The organism is Sporosarcina sp. OR05 (assembly GCF_041414805.1).
Lineage (GTDB): Bacteria > Bacillota > Bacilli > Bacillales_A > Planococcaceae > Sporosarcina > Sporosarcina saromensis.
The window spans coordinates 65,493-91,837 of sequence record NZ_JANKJL010000007.1; the positions used below are offsets into that span (position 1 = coordinate 65,493).

General features: G+C 48.8%; 24 protein-coding genes and 1 riboswitch. Of the genes, 3 read left to right on the forward strand and 21 right to left on the reverse strand.

Annotation, left to right across the window (positions count from 1 at the left end; genetic code table 11):
• Positions 1 to 75 precede the first annotated feature (75 nt).
• The 18 genes from NRI27_RS11705 to NRI27_RS11790 form a co-directional block, all read right to left on the reverse strand.
• Complete coding sequence (locus tag NRI27_RS11705) at positions 76 to 927, reverse strand: 3-hydroxybutyryl-CoA dehydrogenase (RefSeq protein WP_371390831.1); 852 nt, start codon at positions 925 to 927, stop codon at positions 76 to 78.
• Between the two features lie 27 nt (positions 928 to 954).
• A complete protein-coding gene (locus tag NRI27_RS11710) occupies positions 955 to 2,142 on the reverse strand; it encodes an acetyl-CoA C-acetyltransferase (RefSeq protein WP_371390832.1) in 1,188 nt (395 codons plus the stop codon).
• Between the two features lie 276 nt (positions 2,143 to 2,418).
• Entirely contained in the window at positions 2,419 to 4,569 is a 2,151-nt protein-coding gene (locus NRI27_RS11715) for a (Fe-S)-binding protein (RefSeq protein WP_371390833.1), read from the reverse strand.
• Positions 4,570 to 5,672: 1,103 nt separating this feature from the next.
• Complete coding sequence (locus NRI27_RS11720; RefSeq protein WP_371390834.1) at positions 5,673 to 6,494, reverse strand: hypothetical protein; 822 nt, start codon at positions 6,492 to 6,494, stop codon at positions 5,673 to 5,675.
• Positions 6,491 to 6,976, reverse strand: coding sequence for an ECF transporter S component (locus tag NRI27_RS11725; RefSeq protein WP_371390835.1), 486 nt, complete (start codon positions 6,974 to 6,976; stop codon positions 6,491 to 6,493). The genes NRI27_RS11720 and NRI27_RS11725 overlap by 4 nt, the downstream gene beginning before the upstream one ends.
• 1 nt (position 6,977) lies before the next feature.
• Positions 6,978 to 7,559: a cob(I)yrinic acid a,c-diamide adenosyltransferase gene (locus NRI27_RS11730; protein ID WP_317944560.1), complete on the reverse strand. Its 582-nt coding sequence runs from the start codon at positions 7,557 to 7,559 to the stop codon at positions 6,978 to 6,980.
• The gene (locus NRI27_RS11735) at positions 7,556 to 7,963 is read right to left on the reverse strand and encodes a bifunctional adenosylcobinamide kinase/adenosylcobinamide-phosphate guanylyltransferase (protein WP_371390836.1); all 408 of its coding nucleotides are present in this window, start codon (positions 7,961 to 7,963) and stop codon (positions 7,556 to 7,558) included. Before NRI27_RS11735 ends, NRI27_RS11730 begins: the two co-directional genes overlap by 4 nt.
• On the reverse strand, positions 7,879 to 8,514 hold the full coding sequence (locus NRI27_RS11740; protein ID WP_371390837.1) for a histidine phosphatase family protein: 636 nt from the start codon (positions 8,512 to 8,514) through the stop codon (positions 7,879 to 7,881). Before NRI27_RS11740 ends, NRI27_RS11735 begins: the two co-directional genes overlap by 85 nt.
• Positions 8,487 to 9,251, reverse strand: a complete 765-nt coding sequence (gene cobS, locus NRI27_RS11745) for an adenosylcobinamide-GDP ribazoletransferase (protein ID WP_371390838.1) — start codon at positions 9,249 to 9,251, stop codon at positions 8,487 to 8,489. The genes NRI27_RS11740 and cobS overlap by 28 nt, the downstream gene beginning before the upstream one ends.
• Positions 9,248 to 10,075 (reverse strand): cobyric acid synthase, encoded by an 828-nt coding sequence (locus NRI27_RS11750; protein ID WP_371390839.1) that lies wholly within the window; start codon positions 10,073 to 10,075, stop codon positions 9,248 to 9,250. Before NRI27_RS11750 ends, cobS begins: the two co-directional genes overlap by 4 nt.
• Positions 10,072 to 10,659, reverse strand: a complete 588-nt coding sequence (locus tag NRI27_RS11755; RefSeq protein WP_371390840.1) for a bifunctional adenosylcobinamide kinase/adenosylcobinamide-phosphate guanylyltransferase — start codon at positions 10,657 to 10,659, stop codon at positions 10,072 to 10,074. Before NRI27_RS11755 ends, NRI27_RS11750 begins: the two co-directional genes overlap by 4 nt.
• A gap of 612 nt (positions 10,660 to 11,271) precedes the next feature.
• On the reverse strand, positions 11,272 to 12,357 hold the full coding sequence (cobD, locus tag NRI27_RS11760) for a threonine-phosphate decarboxylase CobD (RefSeq protein ID WP_371390841.1): 1,086 nt from the start codon (positions 12,355 to 12,357) through the stop codon (positions 11,272 to 11,274).
• Positions 12,344 to 13,303: an adenosylcobinamide-phosphate synthase CbiB gene (cbiB, locus tag NRI27_RS11765; protein ID WP_371390842.1), complete on the reverse strand. Its 960-nt coding sequence runs from the start codon at positions 13,301 to 13,303 to the stop codon at positions 12,344 to 12,346. The genes cobD and cbiB overlap by 14 nt, the downstream gene beginning before the upstream one ends.
• Positions 13,300 to 14,769, reverse strand: coding sequence for an adenosylcobinamide amidohydrolase (locus tag NRI27_RS11770; protein ID WP_371390843.1), 1,470 nt, complete (start codon positions 14,767 to 14,769; stop codon positions 13,300 to 13,302). The genes cbiB and NRI27_RS11770 overlap by 4 nt, the downstream gene beginning before the upstream one ends.
• Position 14,770: 1 nt before the next feature.
• Complete coding sequence (locus NRI27_RS11775) at positions 14,771 to 15,763, reverse strand: FecCD family ABC transporter permease (RefSeq protein ID WP_317944576.1); 993 nt, start codon at positions 15,761 to 15,763, stop codon at positions 14,771 to 14,773.
• Positions 15,756 to 16,736: an ABC transporter substrate-binding protein gene (locus NRI27_RS11780; RefSeq protein ID WP_371390844.1), complete on the reverse strand. Its 981-nt coding sequence runs from the start codon at positions 16,734 to 16,736 to the stop codon at positions 15,756 to 15,758. Before NRI27_RS11780 ends, NRI27_RS11775 begins: the two co-directional genes overlap by 8 nt.
• Positions 16,737 to 16,865: 129 nt before the next feature.
• Positions 16,866 to 17,049, reverse strand: a riboswitch (cobalamin riboswitch).
• A 162-nt stretch (positions 17,050 to 17,211) separates the two neighbouring features.
• Positions 17,212 to 18,879, reverse strand: a complete 1,668-nt coding sequence (gene argS, locus NRI27_RS11785; RefSeq protein WP_371390845.1) for an arginine--tRNA ligase — start codon at positions 18,877 to 18,879, stop codon at positions 17,212 to 17,214.
• On the reverse strand, positions 18,876 to 19,301 hold the full coding sequence (locus NRI27_RS11790; RefSeq protein WP_371390846.1) for a YwiB family protein: 426 nt from the start codon (positions 19,299 to 19,301) through the stop codon (positions 18,876 to 18,878). The genes argS and NRI27_RS11790 overlap by 4 nt, the downstream gene beginning before the upstream one ends.
• Before the next feature lie 205 nt (positions 19,302 to 19,506).
• Here NRI27_RS11790 and NRI27_RS11795 point away from each other — a divergent pair, with 205 nt between their 5' ends.
• A complete protein-coding gene (locus tag NRI27_RS11795) occupies positions 19,507 to 21,561 on the forward strand; it encodes a transglycosylase domain-containing protein (RefSeq protein WP_371390847.1) in 2,055 nt (684 codons plus the stop codon).
• Between the two features lie 355 nt (positions 21,562 to 21,916).
• Here the strand turns inward: NRI27_RS11795 and NRI27_RS11800 are convergent, their stop codons facing one another.
• A complete protein-coding gene (locus tag NRI27_RS11800; RefSeq protein ID WP_317944583.1) occupies positions 21,917 to 22,447 on the reverse strand; it encodes a YwhD family protein in 531 nt (176 codons plus the stop codon).
• Positions 22,448 to 22,515: 68 nt separating this feature from the next.
• On the opposite strand from NRI27_RS11800, the gene NRI27_RS11805 reads away from it, so the two are divergent.
• Positions 22,516 to 22,704, forward strand: a complete 189-nt coding sequence (locus NRI27_RS11805; protein WP_371390848.1) for a 2-hydroxymuconate tautomerase — start codon at positions 22,516 to 22,518, stop codon at positions 22,702 to 22,704.
• Between the two features lie 989 nt (positions 22,705 to 23,693).
• Here the strand turns inward: NRI27_RS11805 and NRI27_RS11810 are convergent.
• Positions 23,694 to 24,200, reverse strand: coding sequence for a YwgA family protein (locus tag NRI27_RS11810; RefSeq protein WP_371390849.1), 507 nt, complete (start codon positions 24,198 to 24,200; stop codon positions 23,694 to 23,696).
• A 16-nt stretch (positions 24,201 to 24,216) separates the two neighbouring features.
• On the reverse strand, positions 24,217 to 25,515 hold the full coding sequence (locus tag NRI27_RS11815; RefSeq protein ID WP_317944587.1) for an HD domain-containing protein: 1,299 nt from the start codon (positions 25,513 to 25,515) through the stop codon (positions 24,217 to 24,219).
• Between the two features lie 192 nt (positions 25,516 to 25,707).
• On the opposite strand from NRI27_RS11815, the gene NRI27_RS11820 reads away from it, so the two are divergent.
• Complete coding sequence (locus NRI27_RS11820; RefSeq protein ID WP_317944589.1) at positions 25,708 to 26,337, forward strand: RsfA family transcriptional regulator; 630 nt, start codon at positions 25,708 to 25,710, stop codon at positions 26,335 to 26,337.
• The last annotated feature ends 8 nt before the right edge of the window (positions 26,338 to 26,345 follow it).

The window sequence follows — 26,345 nt, forward strand, 5'->3', positions numbered from 1 at the left end:
ATCAATCGGATAGCAAGAGTTATCAATCAGATAGCGAAAGTTATCGCCATTTCATGACCTTCTACCTACCTTAAATCATTCGTACGTGTAGAAACCTCTACCGGATTTTTTGCCGAGCCACCCTGCATTGACGTACTTCCGAAGCAACGGGCATGGGCGGTATTTCGAGTCGCCGAATCCTTCGTGCAACGTTTCCATAATGTAGAGACATGTGTCGAGTCCGATGAAATCTGCAAGTTGCAACGGCCCCATCGGATGGTTCATGCCAAGTTTCATCACTTCGTCGATTGCTTCTTTCGTTGCGACGCCTTCGTACAAGGTGTATACCGCTTCATTGATCATCGGCATGAGGACGCGGTTTGCGACGAATCCTGGATAGTCGTTCACTTCGACTGGTGTTTTTGAAAGCTTGTGCGTCATCGCTTCGACTGCCTCATACACTTCGTCCGATGTTGCAAGCCCTCGGATAATTTCGACAAGCTTCATGACCGGCACCGGATTCATGTAATGCATGCCGATGACTTGTTCCGGACGTTTTGTGGCGGCTGCAATTTCCGTAATTGGCAAAGACGAGGTGTTCGTCGCAAGGATTGCATGCTTCGGCGCGATGCCGTCAAGTTTTGCAAAGATTGATTTTTTCACGTCCATATTTTCGACAGCCGCTTCGATGACAATGTCAACGTCCGCTGCGTCTGCTAAATCGAGTGACTTCGTAATTCTGTTGAGCACTGCTGTTTTGTCGTCTTCCGTCATCCGTCCTTTGTCGACGTTGCGCGCAAGGTTTTTCGTTATGACGGCAAGCCCTTTTGCATAAGATTCCTCTTTAATGTCATTCAGTTTTACGTCAAATCCAGCTTGCGCACACACTTGCGCAATGCCGCCACCCATTTGCCCTGCACCAATGACCATTACTTTTTGTATATTCATGAGACCATTCCCTCCGTCTTCTTTTCTTTATTTCACTTCAATCATGACCGCGTCGCCTTGGCCCCCGCCTGAACAGATTGAAGCGATTCCGAGTCCGCCGCCGCGACGTTTCAGTTCATAAGCAAGTGTCAAAATGATGCGCGCACCACTTGCACCAATCGGGTGACCAAGTGCAATTGCACCACCGTTGACGTTCACTTTCTCTGGATCCAGCCCTGCGATTTGCGAACTTGCGAGAGCGACTGCTGCGAACGCTTCGTTTATTTCAAACAGGTCAATGTCTTCTATCGACTTCCCTGTCTTTTTCAATAATTCCGTAATGACGAGTCCTGGCGTCTGCGGGAAGTTTTCCGGCTCGACTGCGACTTCGGCATGACCGATAATCGTTGCTAGTGGTGTCTTTCCTTCTTTAGCGGCCCGCTCTTCATTCATGAGCACCAATGCACACGCCCCGTCATTGACCCCTGGCGCATTGCCTGCTGTAATGGTGCCGTCTTTCCCAAATGCTGGGCGCAATTTCGCAAGTGATTCGAGCGATGTATCCCGTCGAGGGGCTTCGTCCGTTTCGACGATGAGCGCGTCCCCTTTCCGTTGGGGGATTTCGACTGTGATGATTTCGTCATTGAATTTCCCTTCATCCATTGCAGCGAGTGCCCGTTCATGGCTGCGCAATGCCCACTCGTCTTGCTGTTCACGTGTTAATGAAAATTTGTCAGCTGTTGCGTTGCCGTACGTTCCCATATGGACACGGTCAGGTGAAAATGAACAAGAAAGGCCGTCATAGATCATGCCGTCCACTAATTGTGTATCGCCCATCTTCAATCCGAAGCGACCTTTCGACAAATAGTACGGTGCATTCGACATGGATTCCATGCCCCCCGCAACGATCACTTCTTCGTCACCAAGTCGGATGAGCTGGTCAGCGAGTGTGACGGAACGCATGCCCGACGCACATACTTTGTTAACCGTTTCCGTTTTCACTGACCAAGGAAGCCCTGCTTTTGTCGCCGCTTGCCTGGACGGAATTTGTCCCTGTCCTGCTTGAAGAACCGTTCCGACAATGACTTCGTCCACTTCATTCGCATCCACACCTGCCCGTTGGAGCGCTTCTTTTATGGCAATGCCCCCAAGATCACTTGCCGATTTAGTCGATAAAACCCCACCAAGTTTGCCAAACGGCGTACGTGCTCCGTCCACTATGACTGTTCGATTCATGCTAATTCCTCCCATTCTCCATGATAACGTTTACATTTATGTGCTTGCCGAGCGACTGAACGCTCGCTCGGTAACACATTGAAAGAAAAGGGAGTGCACTGACTCCCTGGAACGCATAGGCAAAGCCCGGTTAAGACTTTGTCTATGCACTTTTAAATGAATTTGTCCTGTATAGAAAATACTCGTTCACAAGAAACTCGCAATCTTGCAAACTCCTTAATTTTCTTAATTATATCGCTGTTCAGCGAATCGTGCAATGATAGGTGATTGTTTCAGTTATTTCGATGCTGCTTCTTCAGCCTCTTCCACTGGTACTTGGCGGTCTTCACCGAAGATGGAGCGTTCTAACAGTTCGGCGATATCATACGTGCCGACTTTCTCTTCCACTTCAATCGCTTTTGTACCGTCAGAAAGCATTGTTAAGCAGTACGGACAACCGGATGAAATGATGCCCGGGCTGACTTCCATCGCTTGTTCGGTACGTGCAACGTTGACGCGATGGCCTGTGTCTTCTTCCATCCACATGAGCCCGCCACCTGCTCCGCAACACATGCCGTCTTGGCGATTCCGTTTCATCTCGACAAGATTGACGCCTGGAATGGCTTTCAGAATTTCCCTTGGTGCATCGTAGACGTCATTGTATCGGCCCAAATAGCACGAATCGTGGAACGTGATCGTTTCATTAATTTCATGGACCGGGTTCAATTTGCCTTGTGATACAAGGTCAAACAACATTTCGGTATGATGCAGAACTTCCGCTTTGAAGCCGAAATCCGGGTATTCATTTTTGAAAATATTGTATGCATGCGGGTCAATCGTGACAATCTTTGTGACTCCTGCTTTTTCAAATTCCGCAATATTCGTCGTCGCAAGTTCTTGGAAGAGGAATTCGTTCCCTAAACGACGTGGCGTGTCGCCGGAGTTCTTTTCTTTATTGCCAAGAATCGCGAACTTGATGCCCGCTTCATTCATAAGTCGTGCGAATGAAAGAGCGATTTTTTGCGAACGGTTATCGAAAGCTCCCATGGAACCGACCCAGAATAGGTACTCGAACGCTTCGTCTGCTTTTTTCAATTCCTTCACTGTCGGAATGTGCAGTTCCGGACTAGCGTCACGCCAGTTTTCCTTCTCTTTTCGGTTCAGCCCCCACGGATTTCCTTGACGCTCGATGTTCGTCATCGCACGTTGCGCATCCGCATCCATTTTTCCTTCTGTCATGACAAGGTAGCGGCGTAGGTCGATGATTTTATCGACGTGTTCATTCATAACCGGGCACTGATCTTCACAGTTTCGGCACGTCGTACACGCCCAAATCTCCTCTTCCGTAATGACATCGCCGATGAGTGACGGATTGTAGATATCATCCATCGTCGCCCCTTCAAGTCCAGCAGCTAGTGCAATTTGGTTCCCTTTCGTGTTCTTGAACGCAAACGTTGGTACCCATGGCTGTTTCTTTGTCACAAGAGCACCCGTATTCGTCAAGTTATCACGAAGTTTTGTAATTAAGTCCATTGGTGACAACATTTTACCTGTCCCGGTTGCTGGACACATATTTGTACAACGACCACATTCCACGCACGCATAGAAGTCAATCATTTGCTTTTGCGTGAAATCCGTAATTTTGCCGACACCGAGTGCTGGCATTTCATCTTCATCTTCGACTTCCTCTAATGCTTCAAAGTCGATTGGTGAAAGTTTTCCCCTACGATCAAAGCGCATCATGTACGTATTGATCGGCCCAGCGATTAAGTGCGCATGTTTTGATTGCGGCACGTAGACGAGGAACGTTAGTAACGTGAGTAGATGCACCCACCATGCGATGAAGAAGACGACTGCCGCAGCGGTCGGCGACATGAAGCTGAAAACGCTTGCAATTGCAGACGCCATTGGCTCGGTCCAAGTCGTTTCATGCCCATGCCAGATCATGTTCATCCCGTTCGATACAAGGGTTGACACCATGAGTAAACCGATGAAAATCAACACAAGCCCCGATTTCCATCCTCGTTTCAAGCGGACCAGTTTTTCGACGTATCGGCGATGGAACGCCCATACGACTGCGATGAGAATCATGAAAACGACGATTTCCTGGAAGAATGTGAACGCACCATAGAGCGGCCCTAATGGTAAATGTGACTCCGGCTTCAATCCTTTCCAGATGAGGTCGATTGCCCCAAGTTGGACGAGCAAGAAGCCATAGAAGAACATGACGTGAATGATTCCACTTTTCTTATCCTTCAATAACTTTTTCTGCCCAAACACATTCACCCAAACTTCTTGTAAGCGGCGCGAAACATTGTTATCAAACTCTTCTTTTCTCCCCAATTTCACAAACTCTACACGCGTCCTAATTAAATACGTGAATAATGCCAATCCATACGCCACGACAGCTAAGAACAACACCCAGTTGGCGACTAATAATGCATTCATTGTCATTTCGCTCCTTCCCTAATTGCTACGATTATGAATAGTGTAGTAGATTTTAAATACTATGTCGATGTTCTACTTCCTAGTCTATGATATGAATGAGCATTCAGTCAACGGATTTTTTTATTTTGCTATACTTTTTGGACGGTTTTGCGATTTGCTGATATATGCGGGGAGTTGTGGGATTATGCTGCGTTTCGTGGCATTATGCGGCGATTTGCGGAGTTATGCGGCGATTTGCGGAGTTATGCGCCGTTTCGGAGAAGTATGAGTTGTTTGGGGCAAGTATGCCGCGTTTGGCGGGTTTATGCGGCGTTCCAGAGAGTTATGCCGCGATTCGCCAGATTCTAGGTAGTTTTCTTGGGATCGCGGGAAGTTTTTGTTGGAGCAGTTGCGGTCGCGCTGCATGCTTTTGACAAACTAACGGGTTTTATTTGCGGGCTGGATATGCTGCGATTGGTGGAGTAATGCGGCGTTTTGGGCAAGCTTGCCGCGTTTCGGAGAAGTATGAGTTGTTTCGGGCAAGTATGCCGCGTTTGGCGGTTTTATGCGGAGTTCCAGAGAGTTATGCCGCGATTCGCCTGATTCTAGGTGGTTTTCTTGGGACCGCGGGGAGTTTTTGTTGGTGGAGTTGCTGTCGCGCTGCATGCTTTTGACAAACAAAAGGTTTTATTTGCGGGCTGGATATGCGGCGATTGGTGGAGTTATGCGGAGTTTTAGGCAAGTTTGCGGCGTTTTGGGCAAGTTTGCCGCGTTTGGCGGGTTTATGCGGTGTTCCAGAGAGTTATGCCGCGATTCGCCTGATTCAAGGTAGTTTTCTTGGGACCGCGGGAAGTTTTTGTTGGTGGAGTTGCTGTCGCGCTGAATGCTTTTGACAAACTAACGGGTTTTATTTGCGGGGATGGATATGCGGCGTTTCAGAGAAGTATGAGTTGTTTGAGGCAAGTTTGTCGGGTTTGGAGGGTTTATGCGGAGTTCCAGAGAGTTATGCTGCGATTCGCCGGATTCTAGGTAGTTTTCTTGGGGTTCGCGGGGAATTCTTGTTGAGGAAATTGCGTTCGCGTTGCTGCTTTTGAATAGAAACGCGCACGATGTTGTGCGCGTTGTTAGCGTATGTGCAGTTTATGGAGTGCGCCGTTGAAATGCTGTTGGGCTTGGTTGCAAATTGTGCGCGGTACACCGACGATGATGGTTGTGGATGGGCCGGCGGAAGTATGGAGATCCAATGTGGATTGAAGTTCTATGGTTGGATCATTCGTTAACTTCCTGAATTCCTTGAGAATGCCTGACGAGCCGACGGGCCACATTCGTTGGACGAATCCACGATGCATTGCTTCTTTGATGATGCGTAGCGAAGCGATTTCAGATTGGTTTTCGAGGACGGCCGTCCCGACAAGCGGTTTGCCGTAGGCGTACCATTCCAATTGTGAATCGTGATGATGATTGAATTTCAGTTTATCTAGGATTTCTTGATCTCTACATTGATGATCTTTACATTCTTGATCTTTTAGGTCAATCGCATTCTCTGTTATTGTTCGCTGATGATTCTGTTCTGCAACTTCTTCGCTCACCTTTTCAGCTTCAGCTTTTCGCTTGCCGATAATGGTCACCGCCATGGAGGATTGCAGCAATTCCATATTCGTTTCCGTACTGCCGCTAATTGTCGGAACCGGACAATTTGCATCTGTGAACAGTTGTGTAACGCCATTGACGTAGGCTTTCCAGCTAGCAGGGCCACTGAAATTGTGGAGAAGCACAGCTAGCGGTTCTGCGTTGGCCGCCCATTGCTCCAGTAACGGGACACGTGTGGCGAAGTAGGCGGTCACTTCGTCGGGCACATTTACAACGTCTTCCGCTTTTTCGCCGATGCCGCCTGAATTGTCGGTCGTAACGATTAGACCATCGACTAAGTGAAGGGCGTTTCTCATTTCGACAACCTCAATCGGCCTTTTGCCACTTTCGCGAGGGCTGGCTGGACCGTAATGACGACGGCTGCATTCAGCACTGTCGCTAGGAAGATCGATGGCAACGCCGCTACAAAGAAGGCAGGAGACACGATGAAATAAAACGGAATGAGTGCTAGCACACCGTTCGCCACGATGAAGAACACCCATTTCCAAACTTTGCGCCCTGCTCTGTGCATGCGGGAAAATACATAAAGGATGATGAACATTTCAATCGCGATGACCACATGCAGGGGTCCTAGTGGAAAGCCCGCATACATGGCGGAGGCGAGATGCCCGGTCATGGAGGCGAATCCGACGAACAGGGGCGGCAAGAAAGATGCCGCCAGTAACGCAGGCACTGTGTCAAGCGCGAGTGAGCCGATGCCGGACGGGATTTTTATGTAGCCGCCGATGACGCAGAGGGCGGCGAAAAGTGCGGTGAGTGTCAGTTTTCTAAGGTGCATGTTAGTCCTCTTTCTTTTTGTCCGTTCGGAAGACTTTGGCGCTACGGACATATTCGTTGTCTGGTACACCGAGGCGTGCATTGACGATACGTGCTGCGACGAAGAAGTAGTCGGAAAGTCGGTTCAAATATTTTTGAACGGTGGCCGGGACATCTTCTTCCGCTTTCATAAGTGTGACTGTCAGGCGTTCTGCACGACGTGTGATCGTCCGTGCGATATGCAACGTTGCGGAAGCCGGTGATCCGCCAGGCAAGATGAATTTTTCAAGCGGCGGTGCTTCTTCCATTAGGGCATCAATCCGCTTTTCAAGCACTTCGATCGGTTCGTCGGAAAGTTTGTAGTGGCGCTCTTTCATGACGTTCGCCAAGTCACCGCCACCATCAAACAGTTCGTTTTGGATGGCTTCTAAGTCTTCAAGTAAATCTGCGAATTTCTCAGCGTCAAGTTCCGTCATCGCTTTTCCGACAAAGGAATTCAGTTCGTCCATCGTGCCATACGCTTCGACGCGTAAGCTGTCTTTATCGACGCGACCTCCGATTAAACTCGTTTTCCCTTTGTCACCTGTACGTGTGTAAATTTTCATATGCGTTCTCCCCTTTTCTTGATTGTTTGTGGTATGCCGTACCAAATTCTCGTCACTTCATCTGCGCGGGCGAATAATTGCTGGTACAGCCGTCCGCACGTATCGCGCAATGCCCGTTGTTTCGCGTCCATCGGCACGATACCTCGCCCGAAATCGGTGAGGATGAACAGCGTATTGCGTCCTTCAACAGCCGATAAAATGTGGTCAATCGCTTGTGCTTCTGGCAAATCCGTCCGTGCAAGCCACTTTTCAATGTGCTCAATTACAACGAGGTCGGTTCGGTGCCAGTCCCCGAAACAATTCTCCGTAATCTCACAATTCATCCATTGGTGTGCCGTGTTGGCGAGCTGTTGCTGGACGTATGTGCGTTTGCCGTTGTGGGCACCTCCGATAATGATGTGCATCGTCCGCCCTCCTTCATCGTTGTTTCGTTTGCCCACTCGAATTTCCACAGGGAGCCGTGTGGGATTTGCCATGACCAGAAATCGGCTGGTTCAGGTGAAAATTGATTGAGTGCAATGCGGATTGGTCCGCCGTGGGTGACGACGAGGGAGTCGTTTGGCAACTCGTGTAACGCAGCCATCAACCGCTTTTCGACGTCCTTAAGCCCCTCCCCGCCTTTTGGTGCATGTAGAACTGGATTATCGAGCCAATTCCGGTAGTCCTTATCTTGTTCAAGGTCGGCATACGTTTTTCCTTCAAAATCGCCAAAATGACATTCACGAAAACGGCGATCTTCGTGGAAAATGGCATGCGGCAAGAAGATGTTTGCGCTTTGTCGCGCTCTTCGCAAGTCGCTCCCGTAGACGATGTTCTGTTGCATACTTGACAGTCGAAATGTTTCTGGTTCAGTAATCGGTTCAATCGGTTCGTCTGTCCAACCGATATACTTTTTCGCTCGGTTTCCCGCTGTCGGCAAATGACGCATTAAATACAAAGTATGAGGACGAGCCATAACAACGCCTCCGTTCCTTCAATGAATGCCCCGCATAAATCTCCCGTCACCCCACCGAATTGCTTGGAGGTCCAGTGTTGATAGATCACCATTGTACCAGCCAACACGATGGCGAATGCTACCGGGATGATAAGTGACTGAACCGCGATGCCAAGCGCTATGAGTGAAAGAAGTGCCATACTCCCTGACGTTGAAATGACCGTGCTTGTCGCTAATTTCTCCTTGAAAAAATGGGCAATTCCTTTTTCCTTTGCGAGGCGTGTCGTTGTAAAGTACACATTCATGCCGGCACGCGAGAGAAGCGGGATGGCTATGATAACTGCCAGCAAATGTGGTGCGCGGAGCAGCAATTCGTACACCAATGCCATTTTCCCGACGATGAGCAGAATGAGCGCCATCGTCCCGAACGCGCCGATACGCGGATCGTCCATAATTTCCAAGCGCCGCTCCTTGTCGCGATACGAAAAAAACGCATCGCTCGCGTCCGCGAAACCGTCCATATGCAGGCCCCCTGTCAGCGCAATGCCGACTAAAACAATCAGGAACGAGGCGAGCAACGGACTGATGCCGATGCCTTCGGTGAGCAGTATGGCTGTGCCGTATAGGATAAGCCCGATGAGTGCGCCGATGAGCGGGAGTGCGCTGTACATACGGGTGACGTCTTGCTGTTCCATCGGCAAGTTTTTCCGGATCGGAATGGCTGTGAAAAATTGTAGCGCCAGTAGAAATCCTGTCATTTCGGTTCTCCTATGAGCGATTGGATGAACGGCCAATCGACGTGCGCTTTGACGTGCGCGGCCCATGCGTCGTACACATCGATGCCAGCTGGGGCTTTTGACGTTTCGCGATCGACATCCTCCTCTTCGATGCCATGGTTCATCATATGCGGGAGCACCCCGACGACGCGAATGCCGGTGTGCTGTTCGATGAACGTTACGCCCTCTTGGAATAGCGCGACGTCTCCGTGGAATTTATTGATGAGAATTCCTTTGACGCGTGCGCGGTGTGCCGGTTCCAACAAGGCAAGCGTGCCGACGATGGAAGCGATGGCGCCCCCTCGATCGATGTCTGCGACGAGTAGCACGGGTACATCCGCTATGTCCGCGACGCGCATGTTGACGATTTCACGGTCATTCAAATTCACTTCCGCCGGACTGCCCGCCCCTTCGATAACGAGGACGTCAAACCGGTCAGCGAGCGTTTGCAGAGAGGACTCGATTGTTTTAATAGCTCGGTTGAAAAAGCGTTCGCGATACGCCATACCATCGACCGTTTCAAAAAGTTCCCCGAGGAAACGGACTTCGGATTGCATGTTCCCGAGCGGTTTCAGCAAAATCGGGTTCATCTCAACAATCGGTTCCGTCCTCGCCGCCTCCGCCTGCAAAAATTGTGCGCGGCTCATCTCTTTGCCGTCTTTCGTTTTTTCGAAGAATCGCGACATGTTTTGCGATTTGAATGGGGCTACCCGCATGCCTTCATCAGCAAACAGCCTGCATAATGCGGTGCAGATCATCGTCTTACCGACATCTGAAGCCGTTCCCATTACCATGATGCCTTTCATCGGGTCGTCACCTGCCCTTCTTTTTTCCAGTAAAACGGCAAACCATAGTCCATCTCAATCGCATCGTCTGCCATGTGGACAAGTTGCTGGTGTAGCAAGCCGATCCATTTGCTGTATTGTTGCGTTTCTGTTAACGGAGATGGGAGTTCGTCGAGCACTTCGTTGGAAACGATGGTGAAGTGTGCTGCTCGTTCTCTTATTTGCCGGACTGTCTCAAGTAGTTGTACGGCTTTTTTCTCCATACAACCTGGTACGTGGATACAAAACGTATCTGCTCGTTCTTCGTACATTTCGTTCGCAAGCCACGTTGTTAAACAGTCCCATAAGACAAAGTCGTTCGGTTGAATAAATGGAAGCACGTTTTCCAGGGAGACGGGCTGTTCAATCGTGGTCCATTGTTGGTCCGCTCGGTCGTGTTGATGTTGCTCAATACGTGCTTGCATTTCCTTGTCGACAGCTCGTCCTGAAGCTATGTAGACGAGCCGTCCCCCTGCAACACGCGCGCTTGCAACGAGCTGCCTTTCCGCAAACGCGCTTTTCCCACTCCGCACGCCACCGCTGATGAATGTCAACTGCCCACGCACGCAATCCCCTCCGTTTCTATGTATGGCGTGTTTTTATATGTATTTGCAAATTCTAGCCTTGCTTACTAGTAGAGCATCTTTTTCAGTAGTAAAACGCCGCATACTTCGTGAGATTGCGGCATAACTTTCGCAAATTCCGCATATTGGCATGAAACTCCGCATAACTCTGCAGATTGCCGCATACTTGCCCAGAACTCCGCATAACTCTGCAAAACTCCGCATAACTAGACGAATCGCCGCATATCCCGTTTACAATTTCAAACCCTTTATTGGTTAAGAGCATTGCTAGCGCGACGCATGCCTTCCAATGTTGACTACTTCCCGCGAATCTATTTTATTGCAAAACCAATCAGATATTTGAAGAGCATCGTTTTCTGTTTGTAGGATAGCCGCATAGTTTTGTAAAACGGCGCATAGTTGCCCAGAACTCCGCATATCTCTGCAAAACGCGGCATACTTGCCCAGAACTCCGCATAACTAGACGAATCGCGGCATACTTACCCAAAACGCCGCATAACTAGAGTAATCGCCGCATATCCCGCTCACAATTTACAAACCCCTTATTGGTGAAGAGCATTGCTAGCGCGAAATGAGTGCAGGCAAACTCAACAATTACCCGCGGTTCCGAACAAACCAATCTGTTAGTTCGCGTTGCAATAACGCCATATCCGTTGCACGTTTCATGCCTACTCTTAGCCAGCGTCCATCCATACCGTGGAAGTTTTCAGAGTGGCGGAGGACGATGCCGTGAGTGAGCAGATCTTTATAGAGTTTGCGTGCATCTAGTCCTGCTGCCGGTTTGAAGGAGAGAAAGTTTGCTTGTGCGTCAGTGACGGTGCAGGCGTGTTGTTCCAAAAATTTCTGTAGGTGTTGCCGTTGTTCAGCGGCATGCTCGATCGCTCGCATTCGATATGCTGCTTCGTGCAGGCATTGTGCGCCGATTGTAGCGGCGATGCCGTTGACGTTCCAATGGGGGGCGATTGCTTGTAACGCCTTAATCACATCCGGGTTTGCGATGGCGTACCCAAGGCGAATGCCTGGGATGGCGTACATTTTCGTCATGGAGCGGACGACAATGACGTGCGGGAAATCTTGCACGTTCGGGATGAATGATTTCCCTTCATCTACGAAGTCGATGAACGCTTCGTCGAGGACGACTTCACAGTTAGCCTCCCCTGCTTGCACAATGATCGATAGAAGTTCTTCACGGGACGGCATGATGCCTGTCGGGTTGTTCGGCGTGCAAAGGTACAACGCAGCCGCGGTTGGAAGTTGGTGCAAAATGTCCACTACGGGCAGTTTGAAACCGTCTTGTTCTGTAGCGAAAACACGTATCGGTTCTACGCCTTTTGCCCGCAACGTCGCTTCGTATTCGGAGAATGTCGGATGGACGACGATTGCCCGTTTGCCGCGGTATCGTTCAGCTAAGAGCGATAAGAGCTCTGCTGCACCGTTTCCTGCGATGACAGCAGCAGGAGAAACGTGATGGTACGCTGCCACTTCCGACAAGAACGGTTCGCCGGATGGATCAGGATAGGTAGGAATCGTCGACAAGAGCGCCGGCCACATCTCGAGCACGTTTTTCGGCGGTCCTTCCGGATTGCAGTTTTCACTGAAATCAACGGTTCGCTCAGGTGGCTTAATGCCTAATCGCTTATAGACATGGTGCGGGTTTGCGCCGTGTTTAGGTAATTGCATGTATGATCACTCCAATGGCTGTCAGTAACATCCAACATACAAACGATACAATGTGCATGTGGACGATGGTCGATTGGATATCGGGTGCGGTGAGCTGCCGGTGGCCAGGACCAATTTGAGGGCGTTCAGAAACGACGCCTCGATATGTACTTTTCCCGCCTAATGTGACGCCGAGTTGCCAAGCAGTTGCTGCTTCCAGATAGCCGCTGTTCGGACTTGGATGGCGTCTTGCATCTTGCCGCCAGCCGGCGAACCGTTGACGGAACGGGATGCCCCCTGCGTTCGGTGTCGTCAGTAAGATGAGCATCCCTGTCATTCTTGCGGGAATGAAATTTAGAATGTCATCGGCACGCGCTGAAAACTTGCCGAATTCATGGTAGCGGTCGTCTTTATACCCAACCATCGAATCGAGTGTGTTAACCGTTTTATACAGCCAGATGCCTGGTGCACCAAACAGGAATGCCCAAAATAATGGCGCTGTCACCCCATCTGATGTGTTTTCTGACACCGTTTCAATGGCTCCGCGGGCAATGTCGCTTTCTTGTAGCGTTGCAGTATCGCGGCCGACAATCCAACTCAGTTTCGTTCGCGCTTCTTGCACATCGCCAGTAATCAAAGGCTTGTACACTTCCGTCGCTGCATCCCGTAAACTTTTCTGGGCAAGACCAATGGCAATAAGGACGGCTTCAACGGCGATGCCTACTGCAATATGCATTTGATAGGCGATTGTAACAATTGCCAGAACGATGCCCGTCACGATAACGATCATCATGAGCAGCAATCCCGCGCCTTTTAGTATGCGGGCACGTCCTTTGTTGAGGACCGCGGTCAGTTTCGTAATTAACGTACCGATCCAACGTATTGGATGTGGCCAGTTCGGGGGGTCCCCAATGAGGCGGTCAAGGAGGAACCCGATCGCGATTGCAACAAAATGGGTTTGGATCATGTGTGCCAACCTTTCGCTTGTTTGTAGGCTTTGATGGCGCGGACGGTGCAATCGTAGACGCCGTGGCCAATTAATTTACCGAGGGGCGTGATGGGGCCCGCATATGGCAACGCCTCACCTTCTTGGGTGGCAGCGACGAGTAGGCTGTCGGTGGATGTGCCGGTTGCGATCGTGCCGGTCAACGGGTCGGTGATTGCTTCGGTTTGGAGCGCTTTCGTTTTCGCTTCGGTCGCTGTAATCATCGCTTGGATGAAGGCTTCTTCGGATAAGTGCCCGTTGACGATGATCCATGTGTTGATGGTACCGATGCGTTCCGGCCGGTCCCGGTAAAGAGCTTGCGACACATCGACTGCGTTGCCGACGCCAGCAGTGACCATGATGAGGACGGTGCCGAAGTCTCCTTTGTATTCACCAACTTCTGCGTGTTCGGTCGTCACCGCGGTCATCATGCCAACGGTTTCTGTCAGGTGGTAGCCACGTTGTTGAAGATAGGCTTCGTTTTCCGCTTTGACATTGTCGATATTGTAGTCGGCGTCGACGTGACGGTTGACGAATGCGCGGTACCAGCCTGTGCCGGCGTTATGGACGGCGGATGAGACAGTTTTTAACGGCTTTTCGGTGCGCAGTCCGACGTGGTCCGCAGAGATGGTAATTTGTTCTTTCTTGACAATGAACGGTTTCGTATCCATTGTATCAGGCAACAACGTCATTTGCGGTTTCGGGAGCTCCGGATGCGGCTGTGTCTTAATGCGCGCGTTGTAGACGGAGCCGATGATCGTCTCTTGAATGACGTCTTGCGGATCACCGATTGCTGAGATAGTCCCTTTGTCCATGAGAAGCAAACGGTCGCAATATAATGATGCGAGGTTGACGTCGTGGAAAACGGAAATGACGGTCACTCCTTTTTCGACGGCATGTTTTCGAATTGTGTCGAGCAATTGCTGCTGGTGTGCAATGTCGAGATGGTTGGTTGGTTCATCCAATAAGAGGATGGGTGCTTGCTGGGCGAGTGCTTGGGCGACGAAAACCCGCTGTTGCTCACCACCTGACAATAGCTCGATCGGCGTATGTTCATAGCGTGTAATGCCTGTGTACGCCATCGCTTCTTGGACGGCTGTTTCATCCGTTTCCGACCAGGTGGAAAAGAGACCGGACTGATGCGGGTACCGGCCAAGGGAGACGGTGTCTTTTACGGTATGGGAAAAGGCGTGCGCATGGAGCTGTGGCAGGACGGCGACTTTCCGTGCAAATTCTTTTTGGGAATAAACCGCAGCGTCTTGCCCGTCGATATGGACGGTGCCTGTCAGTTTCGGCAAAATGCCTGAAATGATTTTGAGCAACGTCGATTTCCCGCTGCCGTTCGGCCCAAGAATACCGAGCACTTCCCCTTTTGCCACTTGGAACGTTACATCGCGAACAACCGGCTCTTTGCCATAGCCGCCCGATACGTTTTTCACTTGCAGCATGTCACATCGCCCCTTTCCTTCTCTGTCTGTAGAAAATATACGCAAACACCGGTGCACCGATAAATGCAGTAATGACGCCGACTGGTAGTTCTGTCGGAGAAATAATTGTGCGGGCGATCAAGTCACAGATGATGAGCAATGATGCACCATTTAAGAATGATAATGTCAGTAAATGACGATGGTCAGACCCCCACATGAGTCTTGTCATATGCGGGACTACGAGGCCGACAAAGCCGATTGTACCGGATACTGCGACAGCGGAACCTGTTAAGATGGAGCCGCCGATAAGGATCATAAATTTTCGTTTTTTAACGTTTACGCCTAAGTGATGGGCACGTTCTTCTCCGAATAGCATCGCATTTAATTCGCGACGGTTCAACCAGAGAATGAAGGAGCCGATGACGACAAACGGTAGGATCATGAGAATGTAATTCCAACCGCGCATGGACACACTTCCGAGAAGCCAGCCGATAATTTGGCGGAGTTCTTCGCCGGTGAGGGCAATCATTAATGAAAGAACTGAGCCTAAGAAGGACCCGAAGATGATGCCTGTCAAAATGATCGTCTCCATTTTCATGGAACGGTCGACGAGACGTGCGAAGCCGATGACGAGAAACATTGTAATTGCTGCGCCGGTCATGCTGAAAAACGGTAAGGTGTATGTGCCCACAATCGGAATGGACAAGCCAAAAAAGAGTGTCATAACCGCACCAACAGAGGCGCCGGATGACACTCCGAGGGTGTATGGATCAGCAAGTGGGTTTTTTAATAAACCTTGGAATGCGGCTCCTGCAATGGCGAGCGAGGCGCCGACTAGTCCAGCTAAGATAACACGTGGCATGCGAATTTTATATAAAATGTTCGTTGCCGTCGTATCGGATGCATCCCAAAATGTGCTGATAGGAATATGTACCGTTCCGATTGAAACACCGAGCCAGACCGCCACGAGTAATGTGGCGGCGGACACGATGTAGGCAATGGTTGCTTTATTCACCAAAAGCCTCTGGATATACTGCTTTCGCTACTTCTTCTAGACCGAGTGCAAGACGTGGACCTGTACGGCTCGTCAAGTTTTCATCGACTTGAATGACTTGGTCTTCTTTTACGGCTGTAATGTCACCGAAGCCATCGCGGTTTTTCACGCTTTCGATAATGTCCGGCACATAACTATACATGACGATAATAACGTCAGGGTTTTGGTTGACGATTTCTTCAGGACTGATCATCACCCAACCTTCTTCAGTGACAACGTTTTCCGCACCGATCATGTCCAAGATTTCTTGCATGAACGTGTTTTTACCCGGTGCATAGATGGAAGGTGCATCGGATGTTTCGATGAATACACGCTTTTTGTTTTCAACTTTTTCTGTTTTCTCGATCACTTCAGCGACTTTCGCTTTCATGTCTTCGATAATTGTTGTCGCTTCTGCTGTTTTTCCAGTCGCTTGACCAATTTGTTCAATCGTTGTGTATGTTTCTTCAAAGTTCGTTGCGTTTTTCACGACAAACACTTGAACGCCCGCATCGCGGATTTGTTGTAAGCCTTCTTCACCAGTGCTCAGACCGGATTCGTGTGCGAAGACAACATCCGGTTGCATCGCTACGATTTTTTCGACGTTAAACTCCATGCCGCCGATTTTTTCTTTTTCCAATGCTTCTTCAGGGTAATTATCATAATCGTTGACGCCAACGATTTCTTCGTTCAAACCAAGGGCAAAAAGGATTTCTGTGTTACTTGGCATCATGGACACAATTGTTTTTGGTGCTTCTTCAAACGTGATTTCATTGCCGACAGCATCTGTCAAGGTGACAGGGAATGCTGCTTCTTCAGACGCTTCTTGTCCGTCTGCTTGCCCGTTTTCAGTTACAGGCGTTTCCTCTTTTTTCGGCTCGTCCGCTGTACCGCATGCCGCAAGCATGAATGTCGCGAGCACGGCCATGAGTAGTAATTGCAAAAACTTCTTCATTGCTCGTTCCTCCTGTTTTGTCCAAACAAAAATCCCCCGTTTGTCAACGGAGGAATGTGCTCAGTAAAAATCCGGTACGACGTTTCTAACTTGCTTGTACCGATTTTCACCAAACCTATCCTCGTAGGGTACGGGTGATTCATGAAGGCAGGTCTCCTGGCTCGTGCGTAACGCTCGCTGCGCCTTCCCGGAACGATTCCAGTGGCACTTGCAGTTTGCTTGCACATACAGTGGCGGGACCGCGTCGGCATTGAACCGACTTCCCTTTTAACCCCGGCGTTGGAAGCGGGGCACCTTCATGTTTGGGTATGTAATTTTCAATTCTGATTCATTATACTATACATTTCGACAATGTCGACAGTCCTATTTTTTTGGTGCCTGCCCCCGAAACAATTGTGAATTGTTTCGGGGACAGGCACCAACACGATTCAAAATATTCGCCCTTCCGTCTCGTTGACGGAAGGGCGAAATGGGGTTACATTTTTTCAGGTGCTGCGACGCCGATGAGTTTGAGGGCGTTGGCGATTGTTGTGCGTGTTGCCGTGATGAGTGCTAGGCGTGCTTCTGATAGATCATGGTTTTCCGGGTCAAGCACTTTTTCCGCATTGTAGAAGCTGTGGAATTCAGCTGCGAGTTCCTGGATATAGACCGTGATCCGATGCGGTGAGCGTAGTCTTGCTGCGTCGCTCACAAGACGTGGGAAGTCCCCGATTTTTTTCAACAGTGACAGTTCTTTTTCCGTTTGTAAAAGCTCGACGTGATCTGTTGAAGCAGCAAGGTTTGCGTCGCCTGCTTGACGCAAGATCGATGAAATCCGTGCATGTGCATATTGTGCATAGTACACCGGGTTTTCGTTTGATTTTGAAATTGCAAGATCTAAATCGAAGTCCATTTGCGCATCGGATGAACGCATCGCGAAGAAATAACGAACGGCATCTAGGCCGACTTCTTCGACGAGTTCACGCAATGTGACCGCTTTGCCGGTACGCTTACTCATTTTAAATTTCTCGCCGTCTTTGTACAGTTGCACCATTTGTGTCACTTCTACTTCAAGCGTGTCGCGGTCGTAGCCTAATGCTTCGATCGCTGCTTTCATACGTGGAATGTAGCCATGGTGGTCTGCTCCCCAAATGTTAATCAGCTTATCGAATCCACGACGCAGCTTGTCTTCGTGGTAAGCAATGTCCGGCGTTAAGTACGTGTAGGAGCCGTCGTTTTTAATAAGCACGCGGTCTTTGTCATCCCCGAAAGTTGTGGAGCGGAACCAAGTCGCCCCGTCTTCTTCATACACATGCCCGTTTGCACGCAATTTGTCGAGTGCAACTCCGATTTTCCCATCTGTATAAAGGGATGTCTCAGAGAACCAGTTGTCAAAAGGTACACGGAAGTCTTCAAGGTCCTTTTTCAACTTCCCTAATTCATAATCCAAGCCGTATTTGCGGAAAAAGTCTTGCCGTTCTTGTTCTCCAACATGGACATATTTGTCTCCGAATTCTTCCGCCAATTTCTTCCCAATGTCAATGATGTCTTGCCCGTGGTAGCCGTCTTCAGGCATGTCTTTGTCCATTCCAAGTGCTTGGAAGTAACGCGCTTCCACTGACATCGCCAAGTTGTTCACTTGGTTCCCTGCATCGTTAATGTAATATTCACGTGAGACGTCAAAGCCTGCAAAATCCAAAATGTTGCACAATGAATCCCCGATAGATGCTCCGCGTGCATGTCCTAGATGCAAGTCGCCCGTCGGATTTGCCGAAACGAATTCAACTTGGATTTTCTGTTGTTCACCGTAAGTCGAGCGGCCATAATCTTCTTTTTGGGCAAGCACCGTTTTCACGACATCTCCTAAATAATCGCTTTTCAGTCGGATGTTCATGAACCCTGGACCAGCAATCTCTACAGAATTGATGGACGTGGACGATGTATCGAGTTTTTCCAATATGGCTTCCGCGATTGCACGAGGAGGCATTTTCGCAATTTTTGTGAGCTGCATTGCGATATTCGTCGCATAGTCACCGTTCTCTTTGTTTTTTGGTGTTTCGAGTAGGATGTCCGGGATGTCGGTTGCTTCCGCTAATTCTGCCGCGATGACGGCTTGGTGGAATGCTTCTTTAATTTCTTGTTGGATTTTTTCAACTGCGTTCATGCGTGTCCCTCCGTATATGTAATGAGTAGTTCATGTGTGCCGAGTCGTGCGCCGTCCGCATGCAATTCGTAGTGGGCGGTGAATCGACGATCTGTCACTTCCAGTTTTGTCGTTTTGACGAGTAGGTTAAACGCGACCGGTCCATTGCCGTATGTGCCAGGGCGAATGTCACCTGCTGTGAATGGCAAGCGCATTTGCACAGCACCTTTGCGCATGATGAATGCGTCGTCTTTGTCCAATTTGACGATTGTTTTGACAGGTTCAGCGTGCCCGCCTTCTTCAAATTGCAAATACGTCTTACCCGCTTTTTTTATCAATATCCCCGCAGCTGTCAGTTCGTGCGGCTCTGCTACTTGTCCTTCATGCTGAATGGACGATTGGAGCCGGACGTCTACGGGCTGACCGTCCTTGATTGATTCCACAAGAACACTTCCTTACTCTATCGATTTCTACGTCCTGCTTTTGTCGAGCGTGCTCGTAAATACTATCCATTATAACTTTTTTCCGTTGTCGTTTCCATACATCTACTGATTGGAATGAAAAGTCGTGCTTTTTCATAGGAATGCCGTTTAATCTTCGCCTTGCTGTCGCATACTGACTGCATAAAGATTGGGGGATCGATTGCCAATGAAGAGAGCCGATTTTAAAAAGAAAAGGAAGATGCGCACAGCAACACGGATGCTACTCCTATTGTCAGTCACAGCGTTGACCGCGTTTTTCACGGTGTTAATTAGTCTTCGTTTGTATGCGCAAATTACAGGCGCCCCTTCTTTGAGCGTGCCAAAGGCGAGTGTTTTCCTGGACAACAATGGTCGTCAGATTGGTGATAAGTTTTCAGCAGAGCGCAGGTATTGGGTCAGCTTGGACGACGTGTCGCCGTTTTTAATTGATGCGGTCATTGCAACGGAAGATCGTAATTTTTATGAACATAACGGTTTTGACTATAAAAGAATTGCCGGTGCAATATTAAAAGATATTAAGACGATGAGTAAGGCTGAAGGGGCCAGTTCCATTACCCAACAGTATGCCCGTAATTTGTTTTTGACACACGAAAAATCGTGGAGTCGAAAAATTAAAGAGGCATTGTATGCGTATCGAATGGAGATCTTTTACGAGAAAGATGTCATTTTAGAAGGCTACTTAAACACCGTTTACTTCGGACACGGGATGTATGGTGTCGAGGCGGCGAGCCGGTTTTATTTCGCGAAGGCTGCGAAGGATTTGACGCTTGAGGAAGCGGCAATCATTACAGCGATTGCCAAAGGACCTTCTGTCTATTCGCCCGTCGCCAATCCTGAAAAGTCGAGAGAGCGCCAATTGCTCGTTCTTTCATTAATGGAAAACCAAGGTTTCATCACAGAAGTGCAAGAATCACGTGCGAAAGAAACGGCGGTTGCGTTGAAAACGGAAGAATGGGCAGATATGAAACGAGCTGCGCCGTATTTTTTGGATGAAGTATGGCGGGAAGCAGAGAAAATACTAAGTAAAAAAGGGCGTTATCCTGCTGAAGGTGGCTGGACAATCCGAACGACTTTGGATCCTCATCACCAACAGACGGCTGAAGAGTACATTGAAAAGTGGATGCCGGAAAACGAATTGCAGCTTGGATTCATTTCCATAGAACCTGAAACCGGTGCAATTACATCGCTCGTCGGCGGGACGAATTATGCGGAAAGTCCCTTTAACCGTGTAACACAAGCGAAGCGCCAACCCGGGTCAGCGATGAAACCGATTTTGTATGCAGCTGCGCTTGAAAGCGGCTATAACCCGTTGACGTTCATGTCTACAGAAAAGACGATCTTTACGTATGATGAAGGACGGTCGACGTATGAGCCGAAAAATGTGAACGGGAAATTTGCCGGACACCCGATTTCATTAGCACAAGCACTTGCCATTTCGGATAATATTTACGCGGTCAAAACGTTGGAAGATATCGGGTACAAGAAATTTAATAAGATGGCGAACCGTTTAGGGATAGACGTTGAATTTCAGGAATCCCCTGCTGTCGCTTTAGGGACGTCGGAAGTGTCTTTGTTAGAAATGACGAATGCCTATAACCGAATTTCATCGGGCGGATTGCTCGTAGAACCGACGACAATCATTTCCATCACAGACTCCGAAGGCAAGACGGTTTATGAACAACCGAAACTGACGACGAAGCGCGCGCTTACTGAACAAGATGCATTTGTGCTGACGCATTTATTGACAGGCATGTTCGACCCGGTGTTCAATGATTACTCGATTGCAACAGGACTGTCCATGCGTTCGAAGCAATCTCGGCCGTATGCAGCAAAATCCGGAACGACAATTTCTGACCAATATTTAATCGGCTACTCCCCTTCCCTCACTGCAGGTATTTGGACGGGCTACGATGTCGGACAGCATTTGACGTCGCTTGAGGATAAAGCGGTGTCGAAGAAAATCTGGATTGATTTCATGGAAACGGTACACGCCGGAAAAGCGCCAGAGCCGTTCATTCCACCAAAAGGTGTGAGCAGCGCAATCGTCGATGTACAGACGGGCGGCATCGCAGTGAATGAATGCCCAAAACAACGGCTAATGTATTTGAAAGATAAGGATTTGCCACAGCGGTTATGTACGGACAAGAACTTGCGTGAGCAATTACACGGCGAGGAAGACGATGCCGATTTTGAACTGTTCCCTTTTTCGTTTTTTGAATGAAGAGCGATAGGACATGATCGTGCACTGCTGGACAGTAATTCATACAACATACATTCGTCTTCGCAGAATGGTTATACAGCAGGTACAAGTTCCAGTGCTTGCTTACTACCGTTCACAAGGCCAATCAAAAAAGCTTTGCACGCTGAATAATTCAGAAGTGCAAAGCTTTTTTACCGTTGCATGCGACCTATTTCATGCTCGTTCATTGCTTGGGTTTGTAATGAACAGCAGGCGAACAGGAGCGCACGTTTCGGTTGTCCTAGCTTACAATTGCAAGCTGTGAATTAAGTGTACTTCCTTTCCGGCTTACATTCAACCTCGGAAAGTGAAAGTGTGCACAAATGTCACATTTTGTTCATAATTCAGGTGAGTCCACACCTAAATCCACACGTAGTTTTGGTTCGCTATTGTCCCACATCTCTTGATTATGACTTGAAAGGAAATCAGCGAGAATCTTTTTGGACGTGTCATCCATATGGTCAACGATGATTTGGCGTTTCATCGATTTGTCCATTCGATTGACGTGGTCCGCAAGAATTTTATAGCCGCGTCGTTTTTCACGGTTAACGATCATTTCGCACGCTGTCACTCCAGCATAATACGGTCCGTTGGCATTGAAATCGATGGTTACCCAGACGAGCCAATACGGTTTTCCGCCTTCAGAGTCTTCCCGATTCGTCGTAAATTTGATGCCGCGTTCCGTGTCACTCCGTGCGTGCATCGCCCCGATTTCAATACGCGCGACCCCTTCTTCGATATCAACGATGACCGGCGAGACGTTTTCCAATGACAAGGAACCGATACCGAAGCCTCCATGTCCATCAGTTGGATCATCTTTTATAATGGTGAATCCCATTTTCTGTTTTGGTTTCTGTTCATTCGACATTCCAATAACCCCTCCCACTCTGTTATTATATACACTATACATAAGTTTAAGCGAAAGGGGGAAATGGTATGCCATATGTAACTGTAAAAATGCTTGAAGGCCGCACCGAAGAGCAAAAACGCAACCTTTGTGAGAAAGTCAGTCAAACTGTCGCGGAAACTACCGGCGCACCGATCGAGAACGTCGTCGTGTTCATCGAGGAAATGCCGAAAAACCATTACGCGGTAGCGGGACAGCGGTTGAGTGATAAGGTATGATTGGGGCGATGCGAGGATGATGATCCTTGCATTGTTTTTTTGTGGGGGTTATGCGGCGATTGGAGGATTTATGCGGCGTTTCGGAGAAGTTTGCCGCGTTTGGAGAAGTTATGCCGCGTTTTGGTGAAGTATGCGGCGTTTGGAGAAGTTATGCCGCGATCCAGCGAAGTTTGCCGCGTTTGCTATTGATCAATTAATGAGACCGCGGGTGGATATTTTTCAAAAGCGCTTCCTGCTCGCGCCTAATGCTTTTGACAAATTAACGGTTTGCTTAGAGGCGATTTGCTGTGTTTGGAGAAATTATGCCGCGTTTCGGAGCAGTATGCGGCGTTTGGAGATGTTATGCTGCGTTTCGGCGAAGTTTGCGGCGTTTGGAGAAGTTATGCCGCGATCCAGCGAAGTTTGCCGCGTTTGCTATTATTCAATTAATGAGACCGCGGGTGGATATTTTTCAAAAGTGCTTCCTGCTCGTGCCTAATGCTTTTGACAAATTAACGGTTTGCTTAGAGGCGATTTGCTGTGTTTGGAGAAATTATGCCGTGTTTCGGAGCAGTTTGCGGCGTTTGGAGATATTATGCCGCGATCCAGCGAAGTTTGCCGCTTTTGATATTGTAAAATCCACGAGAACGCGGAAGGTGAATTTTTCATAACAATTCCTAATCGCGCCAAATGGCTTTTGACAAATTAACGGTTTGCTTAGAGGCGATTTGCTGTGTTTGGAGAAATTATGCCGCGTTTCGGAGCAGTATGCGGCGTTTGGAGATGTTATGCCGCGTTTCAGAGCAGTATGCGGCGTTTGGAGATGTTATGCCGCGTTCTAGAGGCTTTTGCGGCGTTTCGCGGTGTTCTGCCTCGTTATGCTTTGTTCGGAGGGAGTTTGCGGCATTTGGCCTACAATGAATGCGGATTGCCGTAGCTAGTATGCGGGCCTATTACGCGATTGCAAAAAGAAAAGCCCTTCCCTGTGCTAGTAAAGGGAAAGGCTTTGTTCATGCTCGGGTGCATGATTGGAGATCTGTGATGAAGGCGAAGGCGTCGGCCATTTCGGCTTCGGTGTAGTTGAGTTTGTTTTTGACGATGTGTACTTTTTCGATTTGCTCGGTTTGTGGGAGGTGATCGAAGTACAGGACGGTTGAGACGAGTTCGAGGAAGCGTGAGCTTTTGCCGTTGAGCTTTTCGATGCAGTCGTGTAGTTTTGCATGTGGGCTGTCGGCGGTCTCGAGGAATCGTTGGCCTTCGTCTGTGACATTGTAGCGATATTGAACGTAGGAGCCTTTGTCTGTGCAGTTTTCAGAGAGGAATCCCATTTCGCATAGTTCTTCGACGCGGAGGGTCAATTCCTCGGAATAAGGTCCGTACATATGTAGTTCGTATTTTTCGGCAAACGGGAAGTTCATCTTCTTGGCGATGTAAATCATTTTCTGCAACTTTTTCCGGCCACTTACTTCGTTTGCTAGTGCGATAAATTGTACGATTTTGGCGTGTTCTTGCAGCAAGTATTCCCTCTCCTTCCTATTTTCGTAGCATTTCGAGAATCTGTTTATACAATGGCTGTTCCTCTTGTTTTGCTTCAAAGAGGTCTTCCGGGAAATAGATTTTATGGTCGGTCCGTCGTTTGCCGGATATAGCATCGACGATTTCCGATGAACGGGATAGCTCGCGCAACTCACCGCTCGGCAATTGCAAGTAGATCGGCACTCTTTCATTCTCCTCGCCGGGACGATAGAAATCATACGGCAAATCCGATGAAGAATCGGTCACTAAATAGTATTCTGGTTCAATGCCCGCTTCTTTGAACAATTGCTCGAGCTCGCCGATTTTGCGGTATTCCGTCGCGGGATCGAACTCTGCGTATTGAAAGAGTTTCCGATCGAGGAATCGATTGCATAGATCCGATAGAATCGCATCGTCCTCTTTTCGCCACCATTGAAAATACGTCATGAGTACGTGTTCATCGAGCGCGATGTAGTCTTCAAGCTCAATCGATCGGTCAAAGAATGATTGAAACGGCACTGGATCATATTTGAATGAATAGCCTGCCGCATGTAAATGCTTTGCGCGGTGCAAGATTTTCATTAAGATTACTTCCGCACTTCTTGACACCGGGTGGAAATAAACTTGCCAGTACATTTGGTAACGGCTCATGATGTAATCTTCGACGGCGTGCATGCCGCTCGATTTAATGACGACTTGTTCTTCGTCTGGACGCATAACACGCAAAATCCGCTCCATGTCGAAATGACCGTAAGAAACACCGGTATAATACGCATCGCGTTGCAAATAATCCATGCGATCTGCATCAATCTGGCTTGAAATCAAACTGACGACGAGCTTATCCGGATAGATTTTGCCAATGACATCCGCCACTTTTTGCGGAAAATCAGGCGAAACGTTTCGGAGGACCGCATTCACTTCCGTGTCCCCCGTTAAAATCGCTTGTGTAAAATATTCGTGATCGAGTGTAAACACTTTTTCAAACGCATGCGAAAAAGGACCGTGCCCGAGATCATGCAACAAGGCGGCGCATAATGTTACTAACCGTTCTTCATCATTCCACTCCGCACGTCCGCTGAAACCATCATCAATGATCCGTCTCACAATTTCATAGACGCCGAGCGAGTGTTGGAATCGAGTATGTTCGGCACCATGAAAAACGAGATACGTCGTCCCGAGCTGTTTGATTCTACGGAGACGCTGGAACTCCCTCGTTCCAATCACATCCCAAATTACTTTGTCGCGCACATGGATGTACCGGTGAACGGGATCCTTGAACACTTTCTCTTCAGCCAGTTTCTCATTCTTATAATCCATCGTGCCCCTCCGTCCATGCATTTTCTTAAGTATATCAAAAAGACTGCGGAACGGTAGATGAAAAAAGGACGGATTTCCTTGAAATAAAGTGATATTTTTTGGAAAGTGTTCCAGTTTGAATGAATAAAAGGTTCATTGTCTGTACACACTGACCGTAAGAAAGAGACTATTAACATGGCAGGAGGCAAGGAGATGGTGAAAGTTAGACAGGATGCATGGCTTGAGGAAAATGATATTTTATTAGCTGAGACGGTACTTCGACATGTCCGTGAAGGCAGTACACAGCTTAGTGCGTTTGAAGAGGTCGGCGATGCGCTCAATCGGACCGCGGCCGCTTGCGGATTTAGATGGAACGCCGTCGTTCGCCGCGAATACGAAAAGGAATTGGCAGAGGCGAAAAAGGAACGGAAACAGGCAATGCGCGTTTTAGGGGCTGATTTCAAGCGTCGTACACAGCAACTATATAACCCTAGTCCAGGGGTGGAGCAGGATGAAAAAGCAGCTGTTCCGTTGTCCGCGTTATCACTTGATACGGTCATTGCGTATTTGATTCGTTTGCATCATTCAGGTGGCGGCGACTCTGAATCACTCAGATGGAAGCATACTGCTAAAATGGCAAATGATAAAGTCGAGAAGCTTGAGAAGGAGATTCAAAAACTCCGCCAAGAGAATGCGAATATCCGTAACGACTACGAACAGTTCGTGCAGATTATGAACCGTGCCCGTCGTCTCGTCACACTTGAAGAAGAAGACCGTACCGCGCCTGTATTCAAAATGGAGCGCAACGGAAATCTCGTATCAAAAGAACCGCCAGTCAACTGATCTGGCGG